Genomic DNA, 16,188 nt, shown 5'->3' on the forward strand with positions numbered 1-16,188 from the left:
CTAGAAAGGATCCTGTCCAGTCTGCACAGGAAGAGGTAACATATGGATAGACGTACCTTTCTTTGTTCTCTGGTGAGTATGCTGACCGTCGGCATGACGGCGTCGTTGCTGCCCCGCGAGGCTGAAGCTGCGCCGCCTCCGCCTCCCCGCAGGCCCGCTCCCCGTCCGGGCGCTCCCGCGCCGAGGCCCGGCAGACCTGGCCCTCGTCCTGCTCCCCGTCCGGGCAGACCTGGGCCGCGTCCCGCTCCGAGACCCGGACGTCCCGGACCGAGACCTGCGCCGAGATCCGGACGCCCCGCTCCCAGACCCGGCAGACCCGGGCCCAGACCTGCGCCGCGTCCTGGATCGAGACCCGCCCCCCGTCCGGGAGGTCCGAGACCGGGGGCTCCGCGTCCCGGATTGAGGCCCGATCCCAGACGGCCCATATGAGGGCTCGTCAATACGTCATCAGCCGGAGGAATTGCCTATGAAAGTTCGTTTTCTCAAGTGCGCATGCGCCGCGCTCCTGATCTGCGGCCTGACTATTCCCGCTCTTGAGGCCAAGGCCGGCCCGGCCGACCTTACCGGTAAGCAGTGGACGGCTTCCACCACCTCGGAAAAGCTGGCCTTCCTGTACGGTGTATCGAGCACCGTGGCGATCGAACAGCTTGTCGCCGACAGACAGAAAACGGAGCCTTCTCCGTTTGTTGCGGCCTGGATCAAGGCTTTCGGCGATCAGAACTGGAAGCAGATTCAGAAGAATCTCGACGACTGGTATGCCGCCCATCCCTCGGATGCGGAACGACCGGTGTTTGATGTTCTCTGGTATGAGTTCATGGCTCCGGCCTATAAAAAGTGAGAGTGTCTCTCGGAGTAGTATGATGAAGAAACTTCCCGTTGTTGTACTTCTGGTGGGCGTTATGGCCTTCGGCTCCATGGGCTGCACCAATATGAACAGGACGCAGCAGGGCGCGCTCAGCGGAGCCGCCGGCGGCGCGCTTATCGGCGGCGGCCTGAGTGCTCTTACCGGCGGCAGCGGCACGACGGGCGCGCTCATCGGCGGCGGACTCGGAGCCCTGGCCGGCGGCATTTACGGCCATCAGCAGGAACGGAATGATTATTACGATCATGGCCGTCGCTGGTAGCGTTGACATGTCATGAGACAGGATCCGAGAAGAACCGCAAGGTTCGCTTCCGATGAATGACAGGTCGGCGTTTCCGGCGGGAAGCCGCAGGAAGGGAACGGCATGATGCAGACATGCACTGTTCCGAGGCCGACAGGAAAGACTGAAAAAGCCCCCGAAAGGGGGCTTTTTTTGCGTCTGTTGCACGTCTTGTGCGCAGCGCTGCGACCGGCGTCAGCGCGCCGCATCAGGGAAAAGGCTGTTCTCAGGCAGCACCGCGCGGCTTTTCGGCGGGGCAGGCGCGTGTTTCCGGGAGCGCCTTGCACGGGAGAATTCGGATTCCTCCGCCCGGGGACGCGGACGCTTGCAGGTGAAAAAGGCGCGCGGCCGGTGCCGGTCAGCGATCCCGCAGGCGGGGATCCAGCATGTCGCGGAGACTTTCGCCGAGCAGGTTGTAGCCGAGCACCGTGATGAGGATGGCAAGACCGGGGTAGAGCGAAAGCCAGGGCGCTATTTCCAGGGTGTTTTTTCCGTCCATGAGCATGTTGCCCCAGCTTGCGTCGGGCGGCTGCACGCCGAGTCCGAGAAAGCTCAGGGAGGATTCCACGAGAATGGCTCCCGCCACGCCGAGTGTTGCCGAAACCAGCACCGGCGCGAGGGCATTGGGCAGAATGTGCACGAAAAGAAGACGGGAGGTGGGAGCCCCGGCGAGCTTTGACGCGGCAATAAAGTCGCGTTCCCTCAGGGACAGCGTTTCCGCGCGGACAAGGCGTGCCACGCCCATCCACGACGTGAGTCCGATGACGACCATGATGTTGGTGAGACTCGGCTCCAGAAAGGCGATGACGGCAAGAATGAGAAAGAACGAAGGAAAGCAGAGCATGACGTCCACGCCGCGCATGATGAGTTCGTCCGTCCAGCCGCCGAAGTAGCCGGAAGCCAGCCCCAGCGCTATGCCGATGGCCGTGGATATGCCTACGGCGACGAAGCCCACCCACAGCGACACGCGCGCGCCGTAAAGCAGACGGGAAAACACGTCGCGCCCGAGTTCGTCGGTGCCGAGGAGGTGCTCGGCCGAGGGCGGCATGAGAATCTGATCGAGGTTCAGGGCAGCGGGATCAAAGGGGGCTATCCAGGGCGCGAGCAGCGCAAGAAGGCTCATGACGAGCACGATGGTCAGCCCCGTGAGAAACATGCCGTGTCTTTTCAGGGAGATGCTCATGCCTTGTTCTCCTGACGGGCGGAGGTTCTGATGCGGGGATCGGCCAGACCGTAGCCTGCGTCGGCGAGCATGTTGCCGAGCAGTGTGAGCACCGCGCCGAGCACGAGATTGCCCATGATGAGCGGGTAGTCGCGGGCCATGACGGCCGTGTAGAAAAGCTGACCGAGGCCGGGCAGGGCGAAGATGGTTTCGATGATGACGCTGCCGCCGATGAGTCCGGGCACGGAGAGCCCCAGCATGGTGATGACGGGCAGAAGCGCGTTGCGCAGCGAGTGTCTGCCTATGACGAGCCTTGCGGGCAGGCCCTTGGCTCTGGCCGTGGTGATGTAGTCCTGTCGGAGCACCTCAAGCATGGAGGAGCGCAGAAAGCGCGACGTGCCCGCAATGCTGCCCACGAGTCCCACAAGAATGGGCAGGGTGAGATGCCGTGCGATGTCCAGCGCCTTTCCCAGGGGCGAGAGCTGGGCGTAGTCGAGCGAGGTGAGGCCGGAGAGCGGCAGCCAGCCGAGATCAATGCCGAAATAGAGCATGAGCAGCATGGCCAGCCAGAAGCTCGGCATGGCAAAGCCGAGAAACACCAGCACGGTGAGCGCGCGGTCGAGCAGAGAGCCCCGCCGCACCGCGGACACGATGCCGATGGGTATGGAAATGAGCAGGGTGAGCAGCAGGGAAATGACGTTCATGCCGACGGTAAGGGGCATGCGTTCCATGATTTTTTCCATGACGGGGCGCGCGTCGCTGGAGAGGGAAATGCCGAAGTCCAGCCGGACGAGGCGGCCGAGCCAGTCCGCGTACTGTTCCCAGAGCGGGCGGTCCAGTCCGTAGAGGGCGTTCAGGCGTTCGCGCACCATGTCGCCCGCCAGCGGATTCAGACTGGTCTGCATGTCAGTGGGGGTGCCGGGCGCAAGATGGATCACGAAAAAGCTCACCAGCGTGATGCCCCAGAGCACCAGCAGCATCCACAGGGTCTTGCGCGCGGCGCGCACGGCGAGCGCCCGCCAGCGGGAAGCGGCGACGCCGTCGGAAGTCGGAGCGTCTTTCATTGCGTTCTGCTCCTCAATAAGTGGAAGTTGTGAAATTCGTGCAAAAAACACGGCGTTTGCGGCGGCAGGGCAGGAAAAAGGCCTGCCGCCGCTTCGCCGGACGCTTTTGCGGAAAAACGGCCGCCTTCCTGCCTGTGTGCGGAAAACGGCCGTGAATGTCAGGCTCCGGGCTGCATGGCTCCCTGACTTATGTCGTGACGCATCCATTCGGCCACGGCTTTGGTTTCGGCCTGCCACGAGGCCGGGGTCAGGCGCAGCTTGAGGAAATGACGGAACATTTCATCCAGCATGTCCAGCGCCTGATCGAGCAGATACATTTTTTCCAGAAAAACGGCGTCCGGGTCTTCGGAAGCGTCTTCCTTCGAGATGGGCGGCGTGCGCAGGGAATTGATGCTGAAATCTTCGGCCTTCAGCGTCACCTGCCAGTCCATGCCGTCCTTTTCCAGACGCACGAGGGCGCGCACCACCTGCTTGCCGGTGAGCAGGCCGAGTCTGGCCTCGCGCAGGGGCGAGAAGGAGCCCACCACGGTGGCGGTTTCCTGATTTTCGCCTTCGCCGCCGCGCACCACGATGCGCTGTTCCATGGCCACGGTGAAGGGCTCGCCGTTGTGCTCCGGCGATTCCATGCGGAACACGTTGCCGGTTTCGCTGCGGAACCACAGCCAGGTCAGAAATTCCTGCCCTAAAACAAGATCGGTGTTTTCTCCGATGTAGCCGATGTCTGCCATGTTCGATGCCCCCGGTTAGATGAAGTGCGTGGATTCCACGGCGTCGAGCTTGTCGGCGCACTGTTCGCCGAACATGGAGAGCGCCAGCGCACAGGGAACGAGCTGTTCGAGGCGAAGATCGAAGCTGCGGGTGAAGAGTTCAAGAAACATTTCAATCATTTTCGTCTGCGTGGAGGCAAAGTAGACGCGGCCCGTGCGGGTATTCCAGACCACCTGGAATTCTGCGGGAATGGGTAGAAAACGTCCCATGAGGCGCAGCTTCACCTGTTCACCGATTTCCTTCTTGCGGTCGCGGGGAATGAACTTCTTGCCCAGTTCCTTGATGCGGGCCTCCTCCTCGCGCAGCGCGATGCGCGTGTGCTTGCGTAGCACGGCGGGCGGAATGCGGCGCGTGTCGAGCCGGAGGGAAAAGGTCAGATAGTCGGCCTTTTCCGGAGGGCTGAGCTTCCATTCGGTATCGAGCATGTCGTCGAAATTGGTCCAGCCGAAGGCCCGTTCCTCGGCGATGTCGTCGATGTCCATGAAGGCGAACTGACGGAGCTTTTCGGGAATGGCGGGCCACAGTTCGGCGGGAACGTCGTCAATGATGCGAAAGCGCGTGAAGCTGGTGCTTGCTTTGAGAAAACTCATATTTTCCTTCCTTTTGAGCGGGAAGGGAGCTTCCCGCAGGCCGGGCAATGGTACGACAAGCGGGCAGCGCGCGCAAGGGCGTATTGCGCGGACAAGCTCGGGCCCGGGCATTTGCGGACAGGGCGGGGCGCAGGCGGCGCACTCCGAAAGGCGCGGGGAAAAGCGCGGACAGACAGCCTCAGTGCGCGCGCGAACGCTTTTTCCCCGGCGCGGCAGAGGCGGCGGGATAGTCGTTCAGGGCACAGTGCCCCTCTTCGCAGCAGGCGCAGGGATTGCCGTGATCCAGGCTGTCGATGATGCCGCAGCCCTGTACATGATCGCCCGCGCAGGTGCGGCGCAGCGCCTCAAGATGTTTCTTGAGATGCTGGAGCGAGGCGATCTGCTTTTCCACGTCGGCGATGTGCTTGTCCACGAGTTCGTTGATCCAGGCGCAGCTCACCGTGGGATTGTCCTTGAAGGCCAGAAGATTCCGTATTTCGGCGAGATTCATGCCGTGCAGGCGGCAGCGCCGGATGAAGTGCAGGCGCTCCACGTCTTCGTCGCTGTAGAGGCGATAGTTGGCGTCCGTGCGTTCCGGCGGGGGCAGCAGTCCTTCCTTCTCATAATAGCGGATGGTCACGACCTGACAGCCTGACAGTCTGGCGAGTTCTCCTATTTTTAAAGGCATGTCGTCCTCCTTTTCCTGTTCGAGCCGGAGCCTTCATGGTAAGGATGCCGTTTGCCGAGTCAAGAGGCCCGCGTTGCTCGGCCGCTTGGAAGCAACGGGCGGCTCCTGCCGTAAAGCGAGAAATGATTGCAAAAAAATCCTTGTTGTTCAGTGTGTTGCAAAAATTGACAGAGATTTTCAAAAAAATGAAAAAATGTATTGACTCTATAGCTGCTATAGACACTACCTTGATTTCAACAAGGAGAAAACAGCATGAAGGACAACCTCATATATCCCGATTCCGGAAGCGGCGCGTGCGCCTGCAGCAACTTTACGCTGCGTCCCTTCTCCTCCGTGGAGCAGGAAGGCCGTCACGAGCATCATCACGAAGATCATGACCATGCTCATGCGCACGATCATGCCCATGAACACGACCACGAGGGTCACGAGCATCACGGGTGCTGCTGCCCGCATGAGCACAAGGCTCCCGAACCCGTGGACATGTCTCTCGCGGCGGCCGCCTCGGACACCACGGCGGTGTACCTCATCAAGAACATGGACTGCCCCATGGAAGAGGCGCTCATCCGCAAGAGACTGGCGTCCGTGGAAGGCATCACCGGTCTTGAATTCAATCTGATGCAGCGGGTGCTTACCGTGCATCACGAGCTTGCTTCCACCGCGGTCATCGAGGAAGCGCTTTCGTCCATCGACATGATTCCCGAGCCGATCGGACAGAAGAACGAAGCTGCGCCGCGGAAATTTGAATCCACGCCCATTCCGTGGAAGAAACTGGCGGCGGCCGGCGTGTTCGCCGCGCTTTCCGAAGGCATGGAGTTCGCGCTCGAATGGGGCGTGATCGCTCATCCGGCCGAGGGTTTTTCCCTGGTGGGCGCGCTGCCGCTGATCTTCGCCGTGGCGGCCATTCTGCTCGGCGGCCTCGGCACCTACCGCAAGGGCTGGCTGGCCGTTTCCAACCTGAACCTCAACATCAACGCCCTCATGTCCGTGGCCGTCACGGGCGCCGTGCTCATTGGTCAGTATCCGGAAGCCGCCATGGTCATGGTACTGTTCAACGTGTCCGAAGCCATCGAAGCCCGCGCGCTCGACAGAGCCCGCAACGCCATCAGCAAGCTTCTGGCCCTGTCTCCGGAAAAGGCCACGGTGCAGCAGCGTGACGGCTCGTGGACGGAACTCGACATCAGGCAGGTGCAGCCCGGCCGGCGCGTGCGCGTGAAGCCCGGCGAGAGAATAGCGCTGGATGGCATTGTCGTTGCCGGTCACTCCGCGGTGAACCAGGCTCCCATCACGGGCGAAAGCGTGCCCGTGGAAAAGACCGAGGGCGACACCGTGTTTGCAGGCACCATCAACACGTCCGGCTCGCTGGAATTTGAGGTGACGGCCGGCGCTTCGGACACCACCCTTGCCCGCATCATTCATGCGGTGGAAGACGCGCAGGGCCGTCGCGCTCCCATGCAGCGCATGGTGGACAGCTTCGCCCGCTGGTACACGCCCGCCGTGTTTCTGCTCGCACTGCTCACGGCCTTGATTCCGCCTCTCTTCATGGGGCGTGAATGGCTGGATTCCATCTACACCGGCCTTGTGCTTCTGGTCATCGGCTGCCCCTGCGCTCTGGTGATCTCCACCCCGGTGAGCGTGGTCAGCGGCATGGCGGCCGCCACCAGAAACGGCATTCTGGTCAAGGGAGGCATGTTCCTGGAACAGGGACGTCTGCTGCGCTGTCTCGCCCTCGACAAGACCGGAACGCTAACCCACGGTCAGCCGGAACTCACGGACGTGGTGGCTCTCGGCGGCAGCGACGAACAGAAGGCGTTCATACTTGCGGCGAGCCTGGCCGGACGTTCGGATCATCCCGTCTCCCGCGCCGTGGCGGAAAAGGCGGAAGAAGAACACAGGACGCTTCTGCCTGTGGAAGATTTTGAAGCCGTGGCCGGACAGGGCGTGCGGGGCGTCATCGACGGCGTTCGCTACAGCCTCGGCAGCCTGCGCATGATGGATCAGGCGGGCATGGCGTCCGACGAATTGAAGAAGCGCGCCGCGGCCCTGGAAGCCGGTGGCAGAACCGTGGTGACGCTGGCCGACGAGCATAAGGCCGTGGCGGTGTTCGCCGTGGCAGACACCATCCGCGAAAGCAGCGTGGAGGCGGTGAGAGACCTCAAGAAGCTCGGCGTGCGCACGGTCATGCTCACGGGCGACAACGAAAAGGTGGCGCAGGTTGTGGCGGAACAGGCGGGCGTGGACGAATTTCGCGCGGGCCTGCTGCCTGAAGACAAGCTGAGTGCCGTGGAGGAACTGGAAAAGAACTGGGGGCATACCGGTATGGCCGGCGACGGCATCAACGACGCTCCCGCGCTTGCCCGGGCTGACATCGGCTTTGCCATGGCCGGCGGCGGCACCGACACCGCCATGGAAACGGCCGATGTGGCCCTCATGGACGACGATCTGCGCAAGATTCCGAGATTCATCCGGATTTCCCGTGCCACGCATGCCATTCTTGTGCAGAACATTGCTCTGGCGCTGGGCGTGAAGGCGCTGTTTTTCGCCATGGCCTTTTCCGGATGCGCCACCATGTGGATGGCCGTGTTCGCTGACGTGGGCACCGCGTTGATTGTGGTGGCCAACGGCCTGAGGGCTGCGGGCAATCCTGCTGAGTAGGACGCGGCCGACGTTTGACGGGCAGGGGCTTTCGGAAGGTTCAGAGGACCTCCGAAGGCCCTGTTGCCGTTTTGAAGAGATCGAAGCGCATAAAAAAGTTCTTGCCCTCTTGACGAAAGTCCGGGGAAGATTTATTTGCTCATTTGAGCATAATTACGTGCGAATGGAAGCCCCGTCCGTGTTGTCGGAGCTTTTCCGGTGCAAGGCTCCGGTGTTTTTCTGTCGGTTTTGCGGAACGCGGAAGACTCCGCGGACTCAGCAGGTGTTCTGCCGGGAGTCACGGCAGAACCGGAGAGCGCAGCGAGTATTCTGTCAGTGGACTGCAGAGGTGACGGCGTTCCGTTCGGAGCGTCGTCAGATAGCCCGCAACGCCGCCTTGTTGCGTATTTCAAATGAGAGAGGAGATTTGCCATGTCTGAAGCTGTTCTTGTTGCCGTTCCTTCCGATGCTCCCGCCGGACTCGACGCCAGACCCAGCGCGCATTTCGGCCATTGCGACGCCTACACCGTGGCCCGCATTCAGGACGGAAAGATTCTCGACGTTTCCATTGAATACAACGAGGGCCATGATCAGGGCGGCTGCATTGTGCCCGTGCAGGCGCTGGCGGGCAAAGGCGTCAAGGTGCTCATTGCCGGAGGCATGGGCATGGGACCGCTGAACGCCATGCATCAGATGGGCATGCAGGTGTTTTACGCCACCGGCTTTCTGACCGTGCAGGAAGTGCTGCAGGCGTATATCGACGGCAGACTGCAGGAATTCGGCTCCGGCAATCTGTGCCGCGGCGGCTGCGGCCATCACCATGCCTGATGTTGCGGCATCGAAAACGCTGATTGTAATTTTTTGAATATGCCCTCGGAAGAGCAATCCTTTTCCGGGGGCGTATCGTGTCTGCGGTCAGAGATTTTTTGGAAAATGCAGAGCTTTTCTGGCGTTGAATGACAACATCCTGATGTTGCCGATGCTTTTATATAAGGAATAGAAGAAGGCGAAGGAGCGGGGCAATCGTACCATCAGTGTGTTGCGCCTGTTACAGGCAAAAAAATTTTTGTTTCATCCTTTTTACATTTGTATGAACATATGGACGTAGGCGGAAAAAAGGTGTAGTTTGAAGTCAAAAGAAGAGCATGTTGAACGTATCTGATTGATAATGCCGCGGAAGACGTTTCTTGCGAAAAAAAGGACTTTCGCGGTGAGGCCTGCCTGGGGCCAGGTGTGTCGGGCATGCTTTCAAGCGGATGATTCCGCGTTGTTACGGAAAACGGCATAAGCCGTCAAAGCTTTTTCCCAAGGTTCTGTGAGGTCGTCATGAAAGTAAGCAAGGTCGTTCTTCCTGTTGCAGGATGGGGTACCCGTTCTCTTCCCGCCAGCAAGAATATTCCCAAGGAAATGCTGCCCATCTATAACAAGCCCGTCATCCAGTACGTTGTGGAAGAGGCTGTGCGCGCCGGCGTTCAGGAAGTCATCTTTGTGACGAATCGTCACAAGTGCGTGGTGGAAGATCATTTTGACCGCAACATCGAGCTTGAGGAACTGCTGGCCGAGGCGGGCAAGATAGAGCAGCTCAAGGCCGTGCAGGAGGCCGCCACCATGGTGGACGTCATGGCCGTGCGTCAGAAGCAGCAGCTGGGACTCGGCCATGCGGTGGGCTGCGCCAGATCCATAGTGCAGGAAGACTACTTTGCGGTCATGGTGGGTGATGACTTCATGGTGGGGGACAATGCCGGTCTTGTGCAGCTCGTGCAGACCGCGGAAAAGTACAACATGCCGGCCATCGGCGTGATGGAAGTGCCTGCCGATAAAATCGACAAGTACGGCATGGTGGCGGGCGAGGAACTTGAGGAAGGCGTGTACCGCATCACCGACATGGTGGAAAAGCCTGCCGTCGGCTCCATGAATTCCCGTCTGGCCATCGTGGGGCGCTATGTGCTTCCGCGTGAAATTTTCAGCTACATTGCGAAGGTCAAGCCCGGCAAGGGCGGAGAAATTCAGCTGACCGACGCGCTGGCCGACTACATGAAGGACAAGGGCATGCTTGCCGTGAAGATGAAGGGGCGTCGCTTCGACGCCGGCGACTGGGTTGATTACCTGACCGCGGGCATTTACTTCGGCCTTCAGGACAAGAAGCTGCACGAGCCTCTGCGCGAGGCGCTCAAGGAGCTGCTTGACCAGTAGCACAGGCTTTTGCCGATAATACTGAAGGCGCGCATGACCATTCTGCCGTGCGCGCTTTTTTTGCGCCCGTGGTTCGGAAAAAGGCGTGCGCGCCGGAAGCGGGAAACGCATGCACGGCCTTGGAAAAAGCCCGGGACCGCTGCCATTTTTCAGAACGGAACCGGTGCTCCGACAGGCTCTTCTCGGGCGGAAAAAGCTGTGAGTGGAAGGAACGGGGGCATCCTGCCGGAACGGACACATCCTTCGGCGTTCGTCTGCGGACGGACGTTCCCCCCCTCCGCCGGTAATTTTCCCTGTCTGCGGCCTTGTATTTTTGATTTGCCGGGAATAGGTTCGGCCCTGAACAAAAGGAGGCGTCATGCTTGAATTTACACGGGAAGGAATGCTGAACCTGACCAGGGAACTGGTCCGCATACGGAGCGTATCCCACACGGCGGGAGAAAATGAGGCGGCCGACGCCATTTTTTCTCTGCTGGCCAAAGAGGACTATTTCAGAGATCATCCGGAATTTCTTCGTTTTCTTCCCGTGGAAGAGGGCGGACTCCAAAGACGCGCCGTACTTGCCTTTGTGGAAGCCGGGGAGCCGGTTTCGCGCACGGTGCTTCTGAACGGGCATTTCGACGTGGTGGATACGGACGTGTGTGGCGATCTGGCCGATCTGGCCTTTGACGCCGATGCCTACACGGCGGCGATTGGACGGCGCGACATTCCCGAGGAAGCCCGGGAAGATCTGGCTTCCGGCAACTGGCTTTTCGGTCGCGGCGTCATGGACATGAAGGCGGGGCTTGCCGTTCACATGGCGTACCTTGCGCACATGGCCCGTCATCGCGACGAGCTGGGCGTGAATCTGCTTTTTCTGGCCGTGCCCGATGAAGAGGGAAGTTCGGTAGGCATGCGTGGATCGCTTTCCGGCCTGTGCGGGTTCATTCGGGAGCGTCGGCTGGATCTTGTGGCCGCGCTTTCCGGGGAACCCGCGTTCTGGACGTCGAAAACCACGGGAGAAAGCCGTCCGCATCGTGTTCTGTTCACGGGCACCACGGGGAAGATCATGCCGCTGTTTTTCTGTATAGGCAGAGAGGCGCATGTGGGCTATGCCTTCGACGGCGTGAACGCCGCGGCCATTGCCGCGCGTGTTGTATGCCTGATGGACGCCTGTCCGGACCTTATCGACGGCTCGGGACCGGATACCCTGACGCCTCCGGTATGCCTCAAGCTGAAGGATCTTCGCGACACGTATTCCGTCACGCTCCCTGAACGCGCGGCCGCCTATTTCAACGTGCTTACCGTGAGCAGAAGTCCGTTGGACATGCTGAACATCTGCCGCGACGTGGCGCAGCGGGCGCTTGATGAAACGCTTGCGGGCATCAAGGAGGCCGGACGTCGTTTTCAGCAGCGCTCCGGTCGCAGGGACACGCCGGTGCCCGACTGGCAGTCGAGCGTGTTTACGGTGCATGAGCTGACGGAACGTCTTGCCGGGGAACTGGGCGCGGAAGAGGCGGAAAAGCGTCTGCGGAATTTCACCGAGGCGCTTCCTGAGAACATGGATGAGCGGGAAAAGGGCCTTGCTGTGCTGGATCACCTGGTGTCGCTGCTCAATCTCAAGGGGCCTGCCGTGGTGGTGGGATTCCTGCCGCCCTATTATCCGCAGCGCATCAATCTGCGCGCCACGGACAAGGAGCGTCGTCTGCGTTCCATCATGGAGGGCGTGCTGGACGACCTTGAAAAGAGCGTGGGGCAGGTCAGTCTCGTGGACTGCTTCAGCGGCATCATGGATCTGAGCTACATGGGCTTTCAGGGACGCCCTGACGAGCTGAACACGCTGGCCGAGAACATGCCCGGATGGGGAACGGTCTTCTCCCTGTCCATGAAGGATCTCATGTCGCTCGACGTTCCCATTGCCTCCGTGGGGCCTTCGGGCAAGGACGCGCACAAGGATACGGAACGCCTGGAGCTGGACTACTCCTTCACCGTTGCGCCGAAGATGCTCGAACGGGTGATCCGGGAATTGTCCGTCACTTCCGATGAAGGCGTTGCCACGCGCTCTGCTGAAGCGCCGTCCAGGCGTCCTTGATCAGGCGACAGCGGCGTCGCAGATAGCGGAAAACCATGCCCTTGCCTCAGGCGGAAAAAGGCGCTTCATCCGGCAGATCTCCAGCGCGCTGGAGCGCGGGACTTCCCTTGAAGTCGGCCGGAGCATGGCTTATACTACCAGGCGTTGTTTTTCCCTTTTCCGCCCGACGGGCTTGGAGTTTTCATGTTTGAACTTGCATTCAACGGCAGGCCGTATATTACGGTCGACAACACGCTGCCTCTTTTCTTCATAGCCGGGCCGTGCGCCATCGAAAGCCGGGCTCATGCGCTGGAGGTGTCCGCCGCGCTCAAGGAAATTTTTGCGGAGGCGGGCATTCCCTTCGTGTACAAGTCGAGCTTCGACAAGGCGAACCGCAGCTCCGGCGCGGGCTTTCGCGGCGTGGGCATGAAGGAAGGGCTTTCCATTCTTGCAGAAGTGCGCGAGAGCCGGAACATTCCCGTGCTCACCGACATTCATACTGCCGAGCAGGCCGCGCCCGTGGCCGAAGTGGCGGACTATCTGCAGACGCCGGCCTTCCTCTGCCGTCAGACCGATCTCATTCTTGCGGCCGCTTCCACCATGAAGCCGGTCAACATCAAAAAGGGGCAGTTCCTTGCGCCGTGGGAAATGGAAAACGTGCTCAAGAAGGCCCGTTCCACGGGCAATGAGCGCATCACGCTGTGCGAGCGCGGCACCACCTTCGGTTACGGCAACCTGGTGGTGGACATGCGGGGGCTTGAAATCATGAAGAAATTCGCGCCTGTGGTGTTTGACGCCACCCATTCGGTGCAGCTGCCGGGCGCACAGGGTTCGTGCAGCGGCGGTCAGCGGGAATTCGTGCCCACGCTGGCCCGTGCCGCAACGGCTGTGGGCGTGGCCGGCATATTCATGGAAGTGCATCCCGATCCGGACAAGGCGCCCTGCGACGGCCCGAACATGCTGGCGCTCAGGGATCTGCCGAAGTTCCTTTCCCTCATCAAGGCCTTTGACGCCGTGTCCAAGGAGAAGAGAGCATGAGCATGATTGCCGTCATTCCTTCCCGGTACGCGTCCACGCGTCTGCCGGGCAAGCCGCTGGTGGACATCTGCGGCAAGCCCATGGTGCAGCACGTGTATGAAAGGGTGCGCCGGGTTTCGCTGTTCGACGAGGTGCTGGTAGCCACGGACGATGAGCGTATTCTGAACGCCGTCAAGGCATTCGGCGGCGCGGCCTGCATGACCAGTCCCGATTGTCCTTCGGGGTCGGATCGGCTTATCGAGGTGGCGAAGTCCCATCCTGCGGACGTCTATGTGAACGTGCAGGGCGACGAGCCGCTGGTGGAGCCTGCTTCCATTGAAAAGCTGGCGCGCGCCATGCTGGATGATCCCTCGCTTCAGATGGGTACGCTCTGCTATTCCATAAGCGCGGAACAGGCGCAGAATCCCAATCTGGTGAAGGTGGTGCGCGCCCACAACGGCAACGCTTTGTATTTCAGCCGCAGCCCCATACCGTTTCCGCGCTCCGGGGGGATTGCTCCGCAGTATTTCGGACATCTCGGCATGTACGCGTATCGCCGGGAATTCCTGATGAATTTCGGCAATCTTCCGTATTCGCCTCTGGAAAACACGGAAAAACTTGAGCAGCTGCGCGTGCTTCAGGCGGGCATAGCCATCCGCGTGCTTGAGGTGGAGGCCACGGGGCCGGGCGTGGATACGCCCGAGGATCTTGAAGCGGTGCGCCGCATACTGACGGAAAAGGCCGGGTAGTCATGGCAAAGTATCTTGATGAAGCCAGGCAGGTGCTGCGCGACGAAGCCCACGCTCTGCAGGTTCTGGCCGACGATCTCGGGGAAAGCTTTGAGCGTACGGTGGATTGTCTTCTCGGAATCAGAGGCCGCATCGCCGTGACGGGCATGGGCAAGAGCGGCCATGTGGCGCGGAAAATTGCGGCGACGCTGGCTTCCACCGGGTCTCCGGCATACTTTATTCATCCTGCCGAAGCCAGTCACGGCGATCTCGGCATGATGACGCCCGACGATGCCGTCATTGCCATTTCCAATTCCGGCAACACGGCGGAACTGACGGACATCGTGCTCTACGCATCGCAGAACAACATGCCCATAGTGGCCATTACCCGAAACGCCGACAGCTTTCTCGGCAAGCACTGCGATTATCTGCTGCTGCAGCCGCAACTTCACGAGGCGTGTCCGCTCGACTGCGCACCCACCACGAGCACAACTGTGCAGATGGCCCTCGGCGACGCGCTGGCCATGTGCCTGCTGACGGCGCGGGGCTTCCGCAGGGAAGACTTCCGGCGTTTTCATCCCGGCGGCTCGCTGGGGCAGAAGCTTTCGCTGGTGCGCGATCTCATGCACACGGGCGACGCCATGCCGCTGCTTACGCCCGACGCGCCCATGATGAACGTGCTGGCCGAAATGACGCGCAAGGGCTTCGGCTGCGTGGGCGTCGTGGACGGCGAGAAGCTCGTGGGCATCATTACCGACGGCGATCTGCGGCGTCACATGGGGCCGAACATTCTGGAGAGCACGGCCGAGGAACTGATGACCAGAAATCCCGTGTGCGTTGACGCCGACGCGTTGAGCGCCAAGGCGCAGGGAATCATGGAAGAGAAGAAGATCACCTGCGTGTTTGTGGTGGACGACGAGCACAGGCCGCTCGGCATTCTGAGCATGCACGACATCCTGTAAAGACCGCGCTCTCTGCTTCAACATGGCGGGGGCGACGTTTGCGACGCGGCAGCGCGCCTGATGGACGGCCGGATTCTCCGAACGGAGGTCCGGCCGTTTTTGCGTACAAGGCGAAACAATGGATGCCCGCAGGAGAGAGCCGTGTTCCGCTTTTGGGCAGATTGTCAAATGAATTGCAACGATACAAAGCTCCGCGCTCTCATGACGAGGGCGCGGAGCTTTGTACGCTGTGCGATGCCGCTTGTCCGCGGAAGGAGAAAATGTCCGGCTACTTCCTTGCGGCCTTTGCCTGCTTCTCGAGTTCCGCCAGATCGTAGGGCGTGGACTGATACACGAAGTAGTTCAGCCAGTTGGCATAGATGAGATGGGCGTGGGCGCGCCAGGTCATGCGGGGCGGCTGACTGGGATCGTCATTCGGATAGTAGTTCTCGGGAATGTCGGGATTGAGGCCCGCGGCCACGTCGCGCAGGTATTCCTTGTTCAGTGTGTCGGCGTCGTATTCGGAGTGGCCGGTAATGAATATCTGCTTGCCGTTGTCCGTGGAGATGGCGTAGAGCCCGGCCTGCGGCGAGGACGCAAGAATCTTGAGTTCCGGCTGCTTTTCCACGTCGGCGCGGTCCACGGTAGTGTTGCGGGAATGGGGAACCATGAACACGTCGTCGAAACCGCGGAAGAGGATGGAACCCGCATGATCCACATGATGGGGGTAGATGCCGGAAAGCTTTTTGGGCAGAAGCTTTTTCTGAATGCCGTAGTGATAGTAGAGACCGGCCTGCGCGCCCCAGCAGATGTGGAAGGTGCTGTGAACGTGCGTTTTGCTCCATTCCATGATGTCGCAGAGCTCGTTCCAGTATTCGACTTCCTCAAAGGGCATGAGCTCTACGGGCGCGCCGGTGATGATCATGCCGTCGTAGTAGTTGCGGCGCACGTCGTTGAAGGTCTTGTAGAAGGAAAGCAGATGGCTGCGCGGCGTGTTTTTGGACTCGTGGCTGGAGGTGTGGATAAGTTCAAGTTCCACTTGAAGGGGCGTGTTGCCGAGCAGCCGGGAAAGCTGGGTTTCCGTGGCGATTTTGGTAGGCATGAGGTTGAGCAGAAGTATCTTCAGCGGGCGGATATCCTGCGTGACGGCGCGCGTTTCGGTAATGACGAAGATGTTTTCGTTGTTGAGGGTTTTTACGGCGGGAAGTTCGTTGGGAATTTTGATGGGCATGGCA

The 16,188-nt window shown here is 60.5% G+C and carries 15 protein-coding genes; 9 read left to right on the forward strand and 6 right to left on the reverse strand.

Going from position 1 to position 16,188, the window contains the following annotated elements; genetic code table 11:
* Positions 1-466 precede the first annotated feature (466 nt).
* Together ABGT79_RS12315 and ABGT79_RS12320 are read left to right on the forward strand one after the other, a co-directional pair.
* A complete protein-coding gene (locus tag ABGT79_RS12315; protein WP_346666424.1) occupies positions 467-838 on the forward strand; it encodes a hypothetical protein in 372 nt (123 codons plus the stop codon).
* Positions 839-857: 19 nt separating this feature from the next.
* Positions 858-1,124, forward strand: coding sequence for a glycine zipper domain-containing protein (locus ABGT79_RS12320; RefSeq protein WP_346666425.1), 267 nt, complete (start codon positions 858-860; stop codon positions 1,122-1,124).
* A gap of 376 nt (positions 1,125-1,500) precedes the next feature.
* Here ABGT79_RS12320 and ABGT79_RS12325 read toward each other — a convergent pair whose 3' ends face one another.
* The 5 genes from ABGT79_RS12325 to cadR form a co-directional block, all read right to left on the reverse strand.
* Positions 1,501-2,325: an ABC transporter permease gene (locus ABGT79_RS12325; RefSeq protein ID WP_346666426.1), complete on the reverse strand. Its 825-nt coding sequence runs from the start codon at positions 2,323-2,325 to the stop codon at positions 1,501-1,503.
* Entirely contained in the window at positions 2,322-3,368 is a 1,047-nt protein-coding gene (locus ABGT79_RS12330; protein ID WP_346666427.1) for an ABC transporter permease, read from the reverse strand. Before ABGT79_RS12330 ends, ABGT79_RS12325 begins: the two co-directional genes overlap by 4 nt.
* Positions 3,369-3,526: 158 nt before the next feature.
* Positions 3,527-4,096, reverse strand: coding sequence for a hypothetical protein (locus ABGT79_RS12335; RefSeq protein ID WP_346666428.1), 570 nt, complete (start codon positions 4,094-4,096; stop codon positions 3,527-3,529).
* A 15-nt stretch (positions 4,097-4,111) separates the two neighbouring features.
* Entirely contained in the window at positions 4,112-4,726 is a 615-nt protein-coding gene (locus ABGT79_RS12340; protein ID WP_346666429.1) for a hypothetical protein, read from the reverse strand.
* Between the two features lie 178 nt (positions 4,727-4,904).
* Positions 4,905-5,393: a Cd(II)/Pb(II)-responsive transcriptional regulator gene (gene cadR, locus ABGT79_RS12345; protein WP_294488429.1), complete on the reverse strand. Its 489-nt coding sequence runs from the start codon at positions 5,391-5,393 to the stop codon at positions 4,905-4,907.
* Between the two features lie 480 nt (positions 5,394-5,873).
* Here cadR and ABGT79_RS12350 point away from each other — a divergent pair, with 480 nt between their 5' ends.
* The 7 genes from ABGT79_RS12350 (at position 5,874) to ABGT79_RS12380 (ending at position 14,974) form a co-directional block, all read left to right on the forward strand.
* Positions 5,874-8,045, forward strand: a complete 2,172-nt coding sequence (locus ABGT79_RS12350; protein WP_346666674.1) for a heavy metal translocating P-type ATPase — start codon at positions 5,874-5,876, stop codon at positions 8,043-8,045.
* Positions 8,046-8,456: 411 nt separating this feature from the next.
* Positions 8,457-8,852, forward strand: coding sequence for a NifB/NifX family molybdenum-iron cluster-binding protein (locus ABGT79_RS12355; RefSeq protein WP_346666430.1), 396 nt, complete (start codon positions 8,457-8,459; stop codon positions 8,850-8,852).
* Between the two features lie 498 nt (positions 8,853-9,350).
* Positions 9,351-10,217, forward strand: coding sequence for a UTP--glucose-1-phosphate uridylyltransferase (locus ABGT79_RS12360; protein WP_294488439.1), 867 nt, complete (start codon positions 9,351-9,353; stop codon positions 10,215-10,217).
* A gap of 358 nt (positions 10,218-10,575) precedes the next feature.
* Positions 10,576-12,288 (forward strand): M20/M25/M40 family metallo-hydrolase, encoded by a 1,713-nt coding sequence (locus tag ABGT79_RS12365; protein WP_346666431.1) that lies wholly within the window; start codon positions 10,576-10,578, stop codon positions 12,286-12,288.
* A 183-nt stretch (positions 12,289-12,471) separates the two neighbouring features.
* Complete coding sequence (gene kdsA, locus ABGT79_RS12370) at positions 12,472-13,305, forward strand: 3-deoxy-8-phosphooctulonate synthase (RefSeq protein ID WP_346666432.1); 834 nt, start codon at positions 12,472-12,474, stop codon at positions 13,303-13,305.
* Positions 13,302-14,033, forward strand: coding sequence for a 3-deoxy-manno-octulosonate cytidylyltransferase (gene kdsB, locus ABGT79_RS12375; protein WP_346666433.1), 732 nt, complete (start codon positions 13,302-13,304; stop codon positions 14,031-14,033). Before kdsA ends, kdsB begins: the two co-directional genes overlap by 4 nt.
* Positions 14,034-14,035: 2 nt before the next feature.
* Positions 14,036-14,974 (forward strand): KpsF/GutQ family sugar-phosphate isomerase, encoded by a 939-nt coding sequence (locus tag ABGT79_RS12380; protein WP_346666434.1) that lies wholly within the window; start codon positions 14,036-14,038, stop codon positions 14,972-14,974.
* A gap of 268 nt (positions 14,975-15,242) precedes the next feature.
* Here the strand turns inward: ABGT79_RS12380 and metA are convergent, their stop codons facing one another.
* Positions 15,243-16,184, reverse strand: coding sequence for a homoserine O-succinyltransferase (gene metA, locus ABGT79_RS12385; protein ID WP_294488457.1), 942 nt, complete (start codon positions 16,182-16,184; stop codon positions 15,243-15,245).
* Positions 16,185-16,188 lie beyond the last annotated feature (4 nt).

Origin of the sequence: uncultured Mailhella sp. (assembly GCF_963931295.1) — a bacterium.
Taxonomy (GTDB): Bacteria; Desulfobacterota; Desulfovibrionia; order Desulfovibrionales; family Desulfovibrionaceae; genus Mailhella.